The following is a 14688-nucleotide window of genomic DNA, read 5'->3' as shown; positions in this document are numbered from 1 at the left end:
TATTTATCAATTTAAAATGATTATAGTTGGCTCTCTGCACATCATTTGATATAATGATCAAGTAATGTGGCGTAGGAGGGAAAGTCAATGGAAAATCGGATTGATCGAATTAAGAAACAGCTTCATTCTTCCAGCTATAAGCTCACGCCACAGCGTGAAGCAACAGTAAGAGTACTGCTTGAGAATGAAGAAGACCATTTAAGTGCAGAAGATGTATACCTCCTCGTAAAAGAGAAGTCTCCTGAAATTGGTCTTGCTACTGTTTATCGGACGTTAGAATTGCTTACTGAACTGAAAGTTGTTGATAAAATTAACTTTGGAGACGGCGTTTCGCGATATGATCTTCGCAAAGAAGGAGCCGCTCACTTCCATCACCATCTTGTCTGCATGGAATGCGGAACAGTCGATGAGATAGAAGATGATTTATTAGAAGATGTTGAAGAGATTATTGAACGCGACTGGAAATTTAAAATTAAGGATCATAGATTGACATTCCATGGTATTTGCCACCGGTGTCATGATGATGAATCCGGCAAATAATCCGAATTGGAACCTTTTCATTCAAAATGAAAAGGTTTTTTGCATGTTCGCTGTATATTCCTTGTCCCACCTGGCATATGCTGAAGTAATGAGAACACGAGAAAGGACATGAAGAACATGCGAAAATGGCTCAAAACAACAGGTGAAGTAATGAAAGTATTTATCTTGTTCACTGGTTTTACCGTCCTGTTCTATTATGCTATGATATGGATAAATTCAGAATATGAAAGCTATCATCGTTATGATAAACCAGAAGGTGCAGCGATAAAAGTGATGGAAATGGATCAGCCGAAACAAGACAGCTGGCAGGATCGATTGATTTATTTTTATCAAAACGGGGAGTAGAAACCATTGAAGGATCAATTATCCGACTTTATTCATTTTATGACAGTAGAGAGAGGACTCTCTGAAAATACCATTGTCTCTTATAAAAGAGATTTACAGAACTATTTGTCTTTTTTAATGACGCATGAACAATTGACAGATGTAAAAGACGTCACACGCCTTCATATTATTCATTATTTAAAACAGTTAAAAGACGAGGGGAAATCGAGTAAAACGTCCGTCCGTCATCTATCATCGATACGCTCCTTTCATCAATTTTTGCTCCGTGAAAAAGTGACAACAGATGACCCGTCATGGAACATTGAATCACAAAAAACAGAGCGGAAATTACCGAAAGTTCTATCATTAGATGAGGTAGAAAAGCTGCTCGATACACCTAAGCAGCAAACACCATTTGACTACCGTGACAAAGCCATGCTCGAACTTTTATATGCAACAGGTATTCGCGTAAGTGAAATGCTTGATCTGACTCTTGCAGATGTGCATCTGACCATGGGGTTTATCCGCTGTTTTGGAAAAGGAAGAAAAGAGCGGATCGTGCCTATTGGTGAAGCTGCTGCAAGTGCGATTGAAGTGTATATAGAAAAAGGAAGAAACAAGCTGCTCAAAAAACAGCCGGCCGATGCCTTATTTCTGAATCATCACGGAAAAAAAATGTCGCGGCAGGGCTTTTGGAAGAACTTAAAGAAACGAGCCATAGAAGCAGGTATTCAAAAAGAATTGACGCCTCATACGCTCAGACATTCATTTGCGACACATTTGCTTGAAAACGGTGCGGATCTTAGAGCCGTACAGGAAATGCTCGGACATGCCGATATTTCTACTACACAAATTTACACACATGTCACAAAAACAAGATTAAAAGACGTGTATCACAAATTCCATCCAAGGGCATAAGTAAAGCATGGCACGGTGAACGTGTATCATGCTTTTTTATGTTTGGACCGTTTATGGTTGTCAATTGACTTGAAAACGGTTTATACTTGAGATGTCTGACCTCTCCAGTTGTGAAAGGTGAAAGGACAAGAATATTGAAGGAGGCGCTTTTTTATGCCTGATTATCAGTATAAACGTATTTTCCTCATTGTGATGGATTCAGTAGGAATCGGGGAAGCACCTGATGCTGCTGATTTTAATGATGTAGGTGCAGATACACTTGGACATATTGCTGAAAAAATGAACGGGCTTCATATGCCGAATATGGCGAAGCTTGGGCTAAGTCATATTAAAGAAATTAAAGGAATTCCAGCGGACGAAAAACCGCTTGCGTATTATGGGAAAATGCAAGAAGCATCCAACGGGAAAGACACAATGACAGGGCATTGGGAAATCATGGGTCTTTACATCGACACACCATTTAAAGTCTTTCCAGACGGCTTTCCAGATGAACTGTTAAATGAATTAAAAGAAAAAACAGGGCGCGGCATCATTGGGAATAAACCAGCGTCTGGTACAGAAATTCTTGATGAGCTTGGCGAAGAGCATATGAAAACAGGCGATTTAATCGTTTATACTTCAGCAGATTCTGTGCTGCAAATTGCTGCACACGAAGAAGTTGTGCCATTAGACGAACTTTACCGCATTTGCGAAATCGCACGTGAACTGACTTTAGATGAAAAATATATGGTAGGGCGCATCATCGCTCGTCCATTTGTCGGGGAGCCGGGTGCATTTGTCAGAACACCAAATCGTCATGACTATGCATTAAAACCATTCGACCGTACCGTCATGAATGAATTGAAAGATGATGGACTTGATGTCATTGCGATCGGAAAAATCTCTGATATTTATGATGGTGAAGGAATCACCTCTTCACTCAGAACGAAATCCAATATGGATGGAATGGACAAGCTAGTGGAGACGCTGAAAACAGACTTTACTGGGCTAAGCTTCTTAAATCTGGTCGATTTTGACGCGCTTTATGGACATAGAAGAGATCCAGAAGGCTACGGTAAGGCACTAGAGGAATTTGACGCACGTCTACCTGAAGTGTTTGATCTATTAAAAGAGGATGATCTGCTTGTGATCACAGCAGATCACGGAAATGACCCGGTTCATCACGGAACAGATCATACAAGAGAATACGTTCCGCTTATTGCTTACAGCAAAAAGCATCAAGAAGCGAATGAGCTACCAACAGCGAAAACATTTGCTGATCTTGGGGCAACGGTAGCAGATAATTTTAAATCAACGCTGCCAAAATACGGAACAAGCTTTTTATCTAAACTCAAATAGGGGGAAATCACGTGGGAGCACAGTTTTCAGAAGCGGCGGCATATATTAAACAAGCATCGACATATGTACCAACAGTTGGATTGATTTTAGGTTCAGGTCTTGGCATTTTAGCCGATGAGATTGAAAATCCAATCAAATTGAAATATGAAGATATTCCTGGATTCCCTGTTTCAACAGTAGAAGGGCATGCAGGCCAGCTCGTCATTGGAACGCTGAAAGGCACGGTCGTTTGTGCCATGCAAGGACGTTTCCATTACTATGAAGGGTATGATATGAAGCAGGTGACATTTCCTGTCCGTGTAATGAAAGAAATCGGCATTGAAACATGTATTGTGACAAATGCAGCGGGCGGTGTGAATACGTCCTTCCATCCTGGCGATCTTATGTTGATTACAGATCATATCAATATGATGGGGACCAATCCGTTAATTGGACCAAACGACAGTCAAGGGGTTCGTTTCCCTGATATGTCTGCACCGTATGATAAAGATTTGCTGGCACTTGCAGAGAAAACGGCTAAACATTTAGGCATATCTGTGCAGCAAGGGGTTTACGCAGGAATGACTGGCCCTTCATATGAAACACCGGCAGAGGTTCGTTTCCTCAGAACGCTTGGCGCTGATGCAGTCGGTATGTCGACTGTGCCAGAAGTGATTGTAGCACGTCATGCAGGCATAAAAGTACTTGGTATTTCATGCATCTCTAATGCGGCTTCAGGTATTTTAGATCAGCCGCTTTCTCATGATGAAGTGATCGAAGTGACGGAAAAAGTGAAAGCAAGTTTCCTTGATTTAGTGAAAGATGTTGTCAAACAACTCTCATAGATCGTGTGAAAAAGCCTTCTGTTCATGAAACAGAGGGCTTTTTTTTATGGCAATCAAACGATCTCTGAATAAAACAGCCTTTATGAGGAAAAAATAGAAAGGATTACGATAATGGAGGTCTGCCACTTGAAACGTCATATATGTGCATTGTTTACTTTAATGATCCTTATCTCAATGGTTTCACCATCAGCGATGGCAAAAGAAAAGATTGAAAAGCCAGGAGAAAAACAAACATCAGAATTGGCGCATGAAGCCAAATCAGCGATTTTAATGGAACGTGACACGGGAAAAGTGCTTTACAACAAAAACAGTGATGAAAAGCTTGCCCCTGCAAGTATGACCAAAATCATGACGATGCTTCTCATCATGGAAGCGATGGATCAAGGAAAATTAAAAATGACTGATAAAGTAAGAACGAGCGATCATGCAGCATCTATGGGGGGCTCACAAATTTTCCTTGAACCGGGAGAAGAAATGACGGTTAAAGACATGCTAAAAGGCATTGCGATTGCGTCAGGAAACGATGCTTCAGTTGCCATGGCAGAACATATTGCTGGATCTGAAGAACAGTTTGTTGAGCAAATGAACAAAAAGGCAAAAGAGCTAGGGCTCACCTCAACGGTCTTTCAAAATCCAACAGGACTTCCTGAAAAAGATCATTACAGCACGGCTCATGATATGGCAAAAATGGCAAAAGAGCTGTTGAAATATGAAGAGATCACCAAGTTCACAGGTGTATACGAAGACTATCTTCGTCAGAACACGGATAAAAAATTCTGGCTTGTGAATACAAACCGTCTCATTAAATTTTATCCAGGTGTGGATGGGGTGAAAACAGGGTTTACAGGCGAGGCGAAATACTGTCTAACTGCATCCGCTAAAAAAGGGAACATGCGCGTGATTGCTGTTGTATTCGGCGCAAGTACACCAAAAGACAGAAATGCCCAAGTCGTCAAAATGCTGGATTACGCTTTTAGTCAATATACAACGCATCCTCTGTACAAGCGTGGTCAAGACGTAGCAGAGATCAAAGTGAGCAAAGGGAAAAAGAAAAAAATTCAGCTTGTCACGTCTGAACCGATTTCTCTTCTAACGAAAAAAGGTGAAAATGTCGATCAGATCAAAAAAGAAATTAAATTATCTCAAGATGTCACAGCCCCATTTTCAAAAGGAACGAAGCTTGGCACCATCATCTTGAAAAAAGATGGAAAAGTGCTTCATGAAAGTCCTGTTGAAGCGAAAGAAGATATGGAAAAAGCCGGTGTTTGGACGTTCTTCAAACGGGCTATGGCCGAATTTGTTAAATGGAAGTAAAAGGTGAAAGACTGCTGCAACTGGCAGTCTTTTTTGCTATGAACGAAAAGAACATCTAAATGTGACGAATGATCACTAGTTTTGTCATGGTGAAGGATTTGCATGTGAAGAAAGAGAAACATTCTTTATCCGAAAATAGAGCAAGGAGGAAGAAAAGATGAGCCTTGGTATTGATTTTCAAATAAAAGAGAGCGTACTTTGCATTCGGTTGACAGGGGAGCTTGATCATCACTCCGCAGAGACATTGAGAAAAAAGGTGACGAATTATTTGGAAACAGAGGACATTCGCCACATCGTGCTGAATTTAGCTGATTTATCGTTTATGGACAGCTCTGGGCTCGGAGTAATTTTAGGAAGATACAAAGAAATTAAACAGCTTGGCGGTGAAATGGTCGTCTGTGCGATCTCGCCAGCAGTGAACCGTTTATTTGATATGTCCGGCTTGTTTAAAATTATTCGTATGGAGCCTTCAGAGCAAACTGCGCTGCAAACATTGGGGGTGGCATCATGACAAATGAAATGAATCTGACTTTTTCTGCTTTAAGTCAAAACGAATCCTTTGCGAGAGTAACGGTGGCAGCATTCATCGCTCAGCTCGATCCAACATTAGATGAGCTAACAGAAATCAAAACCGTTGTATCAGAGGCGGTCACGAACTCGATCATTCACGGGTATGACGGGAATCCAGACGGCAAGGTGCACATTAGCGTCACACTGGATGACCATATTGTGTATCTGACGATTCGAGACGAAGGCATGGGCATTTCAGATCTTGAGGAAGCAAGGCAGCCGCTTTTTACGACGAAACCAGACTTAGAGCGTTCCGGGATGGGTTTTACGATCATGGAGAACTTTATGGATGATGTCATGGTGGACTCATCTCCAGAAATGGGCACAACGATCCGCTTAACAAAGCATCTATCAAAAAGCAAAGCGCTTTGTAATTAAGGAGCTGCTCATATGGATGTGGAGGTAAAAAAGCAAGCAAAAAAAGCACAGCTGTCTAATGATGAAGTGAAACAGCTCATCAAAAAAAGCCAAGACGGAGATCAACAAGCAAGAGACCTCCTCGTAGAAAAAAACATGCGTCTTGTTTGGTCCGTTGTTCAGCGCTTTTTAAATAGAGGATATGAACCAGATGATCTGTTCCAAATAGGCTGTATTGGCCTGCTGAAATCTGTTGATAAATTTGATTTGTCTTATGATGTGAAGTTTTCGACCTATGCCGTTCCAATGATCATTGGTGAAATTCAGCGTTTCATTCGTGATGATGGAACCGTCAAAGTCAGCAGGTCCTTAAAGGAACTTGGAAATAAAATTAGGCGGGCAAGGGACGAATTGTCTAAATCTCATGGACGAATGCCGACTGTTCAGGAAATCGCTGAATATCTGGACATCACACCTGAGGATGTCGTCCTCGCTCAAGAAGCGGTCCGCTCACCATCATCTATTCATGAAACCGTGTATGAAAATGACGGCGATCCGATTACGTTGCTCGATCAAATTGCCGATCATTCAGAAGAAAGATGGTTTGATAAAATTGCGCTGAAAGAGGCGATTAAAGAATTAGAAGAGCGCGAGAAACTGATTGTCTATTTAAGGTATTATAAAGACCAAACACAATCAGAAGTAGCAGAAAGACTCGGAATTTCCCAAGTGCAAGTCTCACGGCTTGAAAAGAAGATTTTAAAACAAATCCAAATGCAAATGGATCAAAAAGACAGCTAGCCAATTCGGCTGGCTTTTTTTGTGTGGTAATTACCGGTAAATCAAGTTCTTTCAGTATGAGAACCATTTTTCACCACATACTATTTTTAACCCATCGTATAGGAAGTGACTTGGATGGACGGACAAATCTTTATTCGGCTGCGCCATCGGATTAAGACTGGTAATGATCAGCTTATTTATTTAGAGGATATTGCCCAAATCACTGGAGATGACAGTGCTGTGCAAAAGTTGAGCAAAATGCCGATATACCATGTCAGCAAAAAGGATCGTCACATCGTTGTGTTAGATATCATGCATGTGGTCAAAACGATCAAAAAAGCGTGGCCTGACATCGACATTCAAACGGTCGGAGGCTCAGAAGCCATTGTTGAAATAGACACAGGCAAACGCCAGCTGTCCCCCGTATTATTCGTGTTTGTATGGCTCCTCTTATTTGTCGGAGCGGCCCTTGCCATCATGAATTTCCATGAGGATGTTAGTATGCGGCTTGTTCATATCCGCCTTTACGAGATGATTACTGGAAACACGGTTGAGCATCCTTATTTATTACAAATTCCATATAGCTTTGGACTCGGTTTTGGCATGATTTTATTTTTCAATCATGTGTTTAAAAAGCGTTTAAACGAAGAGCCAAGTCCGCTTGAAGTGGAAATGTTTAAATATCAGCTCGATCTTGATCATTATGTCGCACTCAATGAAAACAAAGAAACATTGAAAGATATTCATGATCGGTAAATGGCTTTTTGTGGTGCTTGTTGGGCTCGGCGGCGGTTTAACGGTAGGGGCAGGATTTGTGGCGTTTCTCACAGTGCTTGGTATTATCCCTCGATTAATGCAATTAACGAAAACGCAGCGTTTCATTCAAGGATATGAGGCTGCCGTGATAAGTGGAGCGGTCGTTGGCGGCTGGGCTACTTTAAGTCAAGTCCATTTGCATTTATCCAAATGGCTAGCGCTTCCGATCGGTCTTTTATCTGGCATTTTTGTCGGCATGCTTGCAGCCGCACTCACTGAAGTGTTAAATGTACTTCCTATCTTAACGAAAAGAATTGGAATGGACGGGAAAATTGTGCTGCTGCTCATGGCCATCGTCTTAGGGAAGGTGTTTGGCTCGTTATTTCATTGGCTTATTTATATTTAAAAATGTGGAGGGAACAACAAGTGTCAAGTTTAAAAGAGAACTATCCATCTAAAGTGAAAACGTATCAGCCGAAACCTCCTTATGTACTAAACTGCATCAAGGCTTTTCTTGTCGGCGGTTTGATTTGTGCGATAGGCGAGGGATTGCAAAATTTCTATATTACCTTTTTCGATTTTAATGAAAAGACAGCAGGGAATCCAACGGTGGCAACCCTTATTTTAATTTCTTCTATTTTAACTGGTATTGGTATTTACGATAGAATCGGCCAGTTTGCTGGAGCGGGATCAGCTGTACCGGTGACAGGATTTGCAAACAGTATGACAAGTGCGGCTCTTGAGCATAAAAGTGAAGGGCTTGTGTTAGGTGTAGCGACCAACATGTTTAAACTGGCTGGGAACGTCATTGTGTTTGGTGTCGTCTCGGCATATGTCGTAGGGATTATTCGATACGTCTTGGAAAAAATGTTTTCGTAGGAGGAATAAAACGTGAAACTAACAGGTAAGCAATCTTGGGTATTTGAACACAAGCTTTATGTGAATGCGGAAGGAACAGCTGCAGGACCGAAAGAAAAAGAAGGCCCAATCGGTCATCTCATTGATAAAACTTATGATGAAATGCACTGTTATCAAAAGAACTGGGAAATGGCTGAAAGGCAGCTCATGGATGATGCCATATCAATGGCCTTATCAAAAGCGAATTTGCAAAAAAGTGATATTGACCTTTTGCTGGCAGGAGATTTACTGAACCAAAACGTGACAGCCAACTATGTGGCAAGAGAACTCAAAATCCCGTTTCTTTGTTTATTTGGTGCCTGCTCCACATCTATGGAATCAGTCGCCATTGCCTCAGCGCTAGTAGATGGTGGCTTTGCCAATAGAGCACTTGCTGCGACAAGCAGTCACAATGCGACAGCAGAGCGGCAATTTCGTAATCCAACAGAATATGGCGGGCAAAAACCCGATACAGCAACAAGTACAGTGACAGGGAGCGGTGCTGTCGTCATCAGCCAAGAACCTTCCAAAATTCAAATTACAAGTGCCACCGTTGGACGGGTGATGGATCTTGGGATTACAGATCCATTCGATATGGGTTCGGCTATGGCGCCTGCAGCGGCAGACACAATCAAACAACATTTAGAAGACTTAGGAAGAACAGTAGATGATTATGATCTCATCTTAACAGGAGATCTATCTGGAATTGGATCGCCTATTTTAAAGGATCTTCTCAAAGAAGATGGCATTCAGCTTGGACGGAAGCATGATGATTGCGGATTAATCATATACACACCTGATCAAAATGTATTCGCTGGAGGCAGCGGCTGTGCCTGCTCAGCTGTCGTGACATTCAGTCACATCTTTCAAGAAATGAAAGCAGGGAATTTGCAAAGAGTATTGGTTGTGGCAACCGGGGCGCTTCTCAGCCCAATGATGGTTCAGCAAAAAGAGACCATTCCAACCATTGCGCACGGAGTTGTATTTGAGCGTGCAGGAGGAGAAAGCTAATGGATTATTTGATTGCTTTTGTTGCAGGCGGACTGATTTGCGTGATCGGCCAGCTTTTACTTGATGTACTGAAACTCACACCGGCACATGTCATGACCACCTTTGTTGTGGCGGGGACGATTTTAGACGGGTTTGGTATTTATGATAAATTTATTGAATTTGCAGGAGCGGGTGCTACCGTGCCTATCGTAAGCTTTGGTCATAGCTTGCTTCATGGGGCGATGCATCAGGCTGATGTCCACGGATTTATTGGAATCGGAATTGGGATTTTTGAGTTAACCTCTGCTGGAATATCAGCTGCGATTTTATTTTCATTTATCATTGCACTTATCTTTAAACCGAAAGGATAACCTAATATGGGGCAAAGACGCAAAGTCATTTTAGTGACAGACGGAGATATATATGCTGCCAAAACGATTGAGCTTGTCGCAAAGAAAGTCGGCGGAAGATGTATTTCCAGCTCAAAAGGGAATCCGAGCAAACGAACAGGACCAGAACTGGTCCAGATGATTTTGAAAACGCCATATGACCCAGTGTTTGTCATGTTTGATGATTCTGGTCTAACAGGTGAAGGAACAGGGGAAACGGCCATGAAGCACGTAGCACGTCACCCTGAAATTGAAGTGATTGGCGCCATTGCAGTCGCATCTAAAACCCATCAAGCGGAATGGACAAAGGTACATGTCTCCATTGACCGGGAAGGTGAACTGACAGAATACGGCGTTGACAAACATGGACTTCCAGAAATGGAACCACACAAAATGAGTGGAGATACAGTGTATTGTCTCGATTCACTACAGCTTCCGATTGTTGTCGGCATTGGAGATATTGGCAAGATGGGACGGAAAGATGATCTAAGCAAAGGGTCCCCCATTACAATGAAGGCAGTCGAATTAATTTTAGAAAGGAGCGGTTTCCATGAAGAAAGACAAGGTGCATGTGTACCGAGATCCAAAGAAAAATGAAGATTTTTTCAAAGACAATGTCGGGATGGGTCTCAGCTTTGACCTTGGCGTTCGGAAAATTTATGTCCATGATCAGGAAATCCAGCTTTACTATGTAAATGGATTATGTGATACACAATATGTGATCTATTTATTAAAAGAACTGATTGAAATCAATGACAACGAACCTGAATCAGATGATCTTGCACGTGTGGTAGAAAACCGTCTTGTCAATCAGCAAGTCTCAAAAGTTGAAACGCTTGATGAGGCAGTGGATCAAGTGCTGTCTGGACTTGTGGCAGTCGTTGTCGAAGGTGAAAATTACGCATTTATTATTGATGTCAGGAGCTACCCTGGCAGAATGCCGGAGGAACCGGATACAGAAAAGGTTGTCAGAGGTGCAAGAGACGGCTTTGTTGAAAACATCATTGTGAACACAGCACTCATTCGCAGAAGAGTGCGGGATGAAAAGCTGCGATACAAAATGCTTAAAGTAGGCGAGCGTTCTAAAGCAGACGTCTGTGTTTGTTATATTGAAGACATTGCTGACCCTGATCTTGTTGATATTATCGAAAAAGAAGTGTCTGGGATCAAAGTTGACGGACTGACGATGTCTGATAAAACAATTGAAGAATTTATCATTAAGCAAGGATATAATCCCTTCCCGCTTGTACGATACACCGAGCGCCCAGATGTAGCCGCTAACCATATATTAGAAGGGCATGTCATCATCATTACAGATACATCACCTAGTGTCATCATTACGCCAACCACTATTTTTCATCACGTTCAACATGCTGAAGAATACCGCCAGGCGCCAGCAGTTGGGACTTTTTTAAGATGGGTGCGTTTTTTAGGCATTTTATGTTCTACTTTTCTTTTGCCGATCTGGTTTCTTTTTATTCTAGAACCGAATCTTCTGCCAGACAACCTAAGCTATATTGGATTTAACAAACCCTCCCATATCCCTGTCATTCTCCAAGTATTCCTTGCTGATTTTGGGGTGGAATTTTTACGAATGGCGGCGATTCATACGCCGACCGCCTTGTCGACTGCCATGGGTTTGATTGCAGCCGTTTTAATTGGACAAATTGCAATTGATGTCGGTTTATTTACACCAGAGGTCATATTATACGTCTCGCTAGCAGCCATCGGCACATTCACCACTCCAAGTTATGAACTGAGTGTCGCTAATAAAATTATCCGACTGATCATATTAGCACTAGTAGCGATCTTTAAGCTGAATGGATTGATCATCGGTTTTACGCTGTTACTTATTTATTTAACATCCATTCGTTCCTTACAGACACCTTATATGTGGCCGTTCATTCCTTTTAATGGAAAGGCTTTGTGGCAAGTGCTCATTCGGACGTCTGTTCCTGGCTCAAAAGTAAGGCCGAGCATCGTTCACCCTCAGAACAGATCAAAAATTCCGCCAAATTCTTAACGCTCGTTGAAAGTGGCTGAAGATTGTGATATTGTATTTTTAACTTTGAGAAACGGCAAAAGGCAGCTTGTGCAGCTGTCTTTTTTCAGCCGAGGCGGAGAAAGAGGGAATGACATTGTATTTACACGGCACTTGCAGACAAAATGAACTCGGACATTTAGAAATTGGTGGTGTTGATGCCGTTTCTTTAGCTGAAACGTATGGGACACCACTTTATGTATATGATGTGGCTTTAATACGGGAGCGTGCAAAAAGCTTTCAGAAAGCATTTATTGAAGAAGAACTAAAAGCTCAGGTGGCATATGCGAGTAAGGCGTTTTCTTCTATTGCTATGTTCCAGCTGGCAAAAGAAGAAGGCTTATCACTTGATGTCGTTTCAGGTGGGGAGCTGCACACAGCCATTTGTGCCGGGTTTCCAGTAGAAAAAATCCATTTCCATGGTAACAACAAAAGCAGAGAAGAATTAAAGATGGCACTAGAGCACGGAATTGGCTGTATTGTCGTTGATAATTTCTATGAAATGACGCTCATTGAACAGCTTGGTCAAGAGCTGTCAAAACAGGTGAAAGTACTACTCCGCATCACGCCGGGTGTCGAAGCACATACGCATGACTACATTACAACAGGTCAAGAAGATTCAAAATTCGGTTTTGATCTTCATAATGGACAAGCAGACGAAGCGGTGAAACAAGTGCTTAAATCAGAAGTGATCGAGCTCTTAGGTGTTCATTGTCATATCGGCTCACAAATTTTTGATACGGCTGGTTTTGTCCTTGCGGCAGATAAGATTTTCTTGAAGCTAGATGAATGGAGAGAATCATTTGGCTTTATTTCCACAGTGCTGAACTTAGGCGGAGGTTTTGGCATCCGTTATACAGAAGAGGACGAACCACTTCCAGCAACTGAATACGTGGAGAAAATTATTCAAGCGGTGAAAGAAAATGTAGCCCGCTATGAATTTGAGATGCCTGAAATTTGGATTGAGCCAGGCCGCTCACTTGTTGGAGATGCGGGAACCACTCTTTATACGATCGGCTCATCCAAACATGTACCTGGAATTCGCGATTATGTAGCCATTGACGGCGGAATGAGTGATAACATTCGACCTGCTTTATATCAAGCAAAATATGAAGCAGCGAGCGCCAATAAAATGAGCCAAACGCATGATCAAACTGTGTCCATTGCAGGGAAATGCTGCGAGAGTGGAGATATGCTCATTTGGGATATTGATCTGCCAGAGTTATCACAGGGAGACTTGTTAGCTGTCTTTTGTACAGGAGCTTATGGCTACAGCATGTCAAACAACTATAACCGCATCCCGCGCCCGGCTGTAGTATTTGTAGAAGATGGTGAAGCGCAGCTTGTCGTTGAGCGTGAGACATATGAGGACATTGTCAAATTGGATTTACCTTATCAATCAAAAGTGAAATCATCGACTTAAAAAAAGCTGCCTGATCATCAGGCAGCTTTTTCTATGACATTTATTTTCCACCAGTAAATACAGAGACGATCGCGTTCCAAATAGAGACAAAGAAATCCCAAATCTTCTGTAGAAGGTTTTTCCCTTCATCTGATTCTATGAATTTTGTAATCTTGTCTTTTGCTTTATCAATTTGAGATCCGACTTGTTTCCAATCGATATTGATATTTTTCATTTTATCGAAGAGAGAGACAAGTTGATCTTTCTGGTCCTGCGTCAGATTTAAGTTCAAATCAGAAGCGGCTTGATCTACTTTTTCTTCCACTTCTTTTGTTGTTTTAGGAACTCCATTTTTGGCAATGTCATCTTTGATTTTTGCAATCAGGGCAGAAGCATTGTCTTTTCCAATAGAGTCACCCAATTTAGATGTTGTTACAAGCTCTTCGTTAGCCACCTGTTTCACATCTTCGGGAATGGCTTTGTCGCTTGACACCTCATAGGCTTTTAATAAACCTGTCAGTGCTGCTGTGCCAGATACTTCAAACGGCGCCGTCACGACAACCTTTGCATCTTTCACGCCTGCGGTCATTAAAGCATTTAAATACATCTCATCTGTAATGGTCTTAATGTTATGTGTATCCACAGTCAGACCCGTACCTGATTTTTCAATAGTGATAGATGAAGATGATAATGCTCGAGTCCCGATTTGAGAGCGAGGGATATACTTTCCTAAATATTCGTGCTCTTCTTTATTGGTTACTTCAATTTTTGTCGCATTTTCAGGTGGATTCAACTCGTCAAGCACCTTCTGGCGATCAGCCGGTGTTAAGTCTTGCCCGAGTGTGACGATGACATCGCCGACAGCTGCATCCGCTAAGCTGACTTTTGGCGCACCAATCAGTAAAAGGAGCGCTGCCATCATACCAAGCATTGTTTTTTTAAACATGTTGACCTCCTTCAAGTCGAAAGCGTTTCTCGATGGTGAGAAACTCATCTTTTGAGTACATGATTTGAATCGTACTCCATCATATAGACGTAACAAATCAGTCTGACGTTTCAATTATCTTTTAAAGATGTTTGAAACCTCCAATATGATGAAGTGTTTTGCTCAGTCTGTGATCATTTCCTTAGGAGAAAAGGATCAAGCTCTTTTATTTTATCAATGTTGGCAAAAGAGGTAAATCACATTAGGTAAGCAGGGGATGTTTAACATGACCGAAAATGTGCTATAATGAGCGTTGTTTAACC

At 41.8% G+C, this 14688-nt stretch carries 18 protein-coding genes; 17 read left to right on the top strand and 1 reads right to left on the bottom strand.

Annotation, left to right across the window (positions count from 1 at the left end):
* The first annotated feature begins 87 nt into the window (after window positions 1–87).
* From fur to lysA, 17 genes are all read left to right on the top strand, one after another.
* Window positions 88–540, top strand: a complete 453-nt coding sequence (fur, locus tag MHI41_RS10805) for a ferric iron uptake transcriptional regulator (protein WP_003215577.1) — start codon at window positions 88–90, stop codon at window positions 538–540.
* Between the two features lie 117 nt (window positions 541–657).
* Window positions 658–885 (top strand): YqzK family protein, encoded by a 228-nt coding sequence (locus MHI41_RS10800; RefSeq protein ID WP_008344420.1) that lies wholly within the window; start codon window positions 658–660, stop codon window positions 883–885.
* A gap of 6 nt (window positions 886–891) precedes the next feature.
* Window positions 892–1782: a site-specific tyrosine recombinase XerD gene (gene xerD, locus MHI41_RS10795; RefSeq protein WP_007501057.1), complete on the top strand. Its 891-nt coding sequence runs from the start codon at window positions 892–894 to the stop codon at window positions 1780–1782.
* 153 nt (window positions 1783–1935) lie between these two features.
* Window positions 1936–3120 carry a phosphopentomutase gene (gene deoB / locus MHI41_RS10790; RefSeq protein ID WP_025207568.1) on the top strand — a complete coding sequence of 395 codons (1185 nt, stop codon included), beginning with the start codon at window positions 1936–1938 and terminating at the stop codon, window positions 3118–3120.
* 11 nt (window positions 3121–3131) lie between these two features.
* Window positions 3132–3944 (top strand): purine-nucleoside phosphorylase, encoded by an 813-nt coding sequence (locus MHI41_RS10785; protein WP_008344425.1) that lies wholly within the window; start codon window positions 3132–3134, stop codon window positions 3942–3944.
* A gap of 111 nt (window positions 3945–4055) precedes the next feature.
* Window positions 4056–5258, top strand: coding sequence for a D-alanyl-D-alanine carboxypeptidase family protein (locus tag MHI41_RS10780; protein ID WP_089374163.1), 1203 nt, complete (start codon window positions 4056–4058; stop codon window positions 5256–5258).
* Between the two features lie 157 nt (window positions 5259–5415).
* Window positions 5416–5769, top strand: a complete 354-nt coding sequence (gene spoIIAA / locus MHI41_RS10775) for an anti-sigma F factor antagonist (RefSeq protein ID WP_342494185.1) — start codon at window positions 5416–5418, stop codon at window positions 5767–5769.
* Complete coding sequence (gene spoIIAB, locus MHI41_RS10770; protein WP_007501052.1) at window positions 5766–6206, top strand: anti-sigma F factor; 441 nt, start codon at window positions 5766–5768, stop codon at window positions 6204–6206. The genes spoIIAA and spoIIAB overlap by 4 nt, the downstream gene beginning before the upstream one ends.
* Window positions 6207–6218: 12 nt before the next feature.
* Entirely contained in the window at window positions 6219–6986 is a 768-nt protein-coding gene (sigF, locus tag MHI41_RS10765) for an RNA polymerase sporulation sigma factor SigF (RefSeq protein ID WP_007501051.1), read from the top strand.
* A 114-nt stretch (window positions 6987–7100) separates the two neighbouring features.
* Window positions 7101–7721: a stage V sporulation protein AA gene (locus MHI41_RS10760; RefSeq protein WP_008344433.1), complete on the top strand. Its 621-nt coding sequence runs from the start codon at window positions 7101–7103 to the stop codon at window positions 7719–7721.
* A complete protein-coding gene (locus MHI41_RS10755) occupies window positions 7711–8127 on the top strand; it encodes a stage V sporulation protein AB (RefSeq protein ID WP_007501049.1) in 417 nt (138 codons plus the stop codon). Before MHI41_RS10760 ends, MHI41_RS10755 begins: the two co-directional genes overlap by 11 nt.
* Window positions 8128–8147: 20 nt before the next feature.
* Window positions 8148–8600 carry a stage V sporulation protein AC gene (gene spoVAC / locus MHI41_RS10750; RefSeq protein WP_008344436.1) on the top strand — a complete coding sequence of 151 codons (453 nt, stop codon included), beginning with the start codon at window positions 8148–8150 and terminating at the stop codon, window positions 8598–8600.
* Between the two features lie 12 nt (window positions 8601–8612).
* Window positions 8613–9629: a stage V sporulation protein AD gene (gene spoVAD, locus MHI41_RS10745; protein ID WP_035390725.1), complete on the top strand. Its 1017-nt coding sequence runs from the start codon at window positions 8613–8615 to the stop codon at window positions 9627–9629.
* On the top strand, window positions 9629–9979 hold the full coding sequence (gene spoVAE, locus MHI41_RS10740) for a stage V sporulation protein AE (RefSeq protein ID WP_007501045.1): 351 nt from the start codon (window positions 9629–9631) through the stop codon (window positions 9977–9979). Before spoVAD ends, spoVAE begins: the two co-directional genes overlap by 1 nt.
* A 6-nt stretch (window positions 9980–9985) precedes the next feature.
* Window positions 9986–10594, top strand: coding sequence for a stage V sporulation protein AE (locus tag MHI41_RS10735; RefSeq protein WP_017367529.1), 609 nt, complete (start codon window positions 9986–9988; stop codon window positions 10592–10594).
* On the top strand, window positions 10548–12020 hold the full coding sequence (locus MHI41_RS10730) for a spore germination protein (protein ID WP_007501043.1): 1473 nt from the start codon (window positions 10548–10550) through the stop codon (window positions 12018–12020). The genes MHI41_RS10735 and MHI41_RS10730 overlap by 47 nt, the downstream gene beginning before the upstream one ends.
* A gap of 115 nt (window positions 12021–12135) precedes the next feature.
* A complete protein-coding gene (lysA, locus tag MHI41_RS10725; protein WP_008344445.1) occupies window positions 12136–13461 on the top strand; it encodes a diaminopimelate decarboxylase in 1326 nt (441 codons plus the stop codon).
* Window positions 13462–13501: 40 nt separating this feature from the next.
* Here the strand turns inward: lysA and MHI41_RS10720 are convergent, their stop codons facing one another.
* Window positions 13502–14386: a DUF1002 domain-containing protein gene (locus MHI41_RS10720; RefSeq protein ID WP_017359791.1), complete on the bottom strand. Its 885-nt coding sequence runs from the start codon at window positions 14384–14386 to the stop codon at window positions 13502–13504.
* Window positions 14387–14688: the final 302 nt, after the last annotated feature.

This window comes from Bacillus sp. FSL M7-0307 (assembly GCF_038627835.1).
Lineage (GTDB): Bacteria > Bacillota > Bacilli > Bacillales > Bacillaceae > Bacillus > Bacillus altitudinis.
This window is presented reverse-complemented; position numbering and strand designations above follow the sequence as displayed.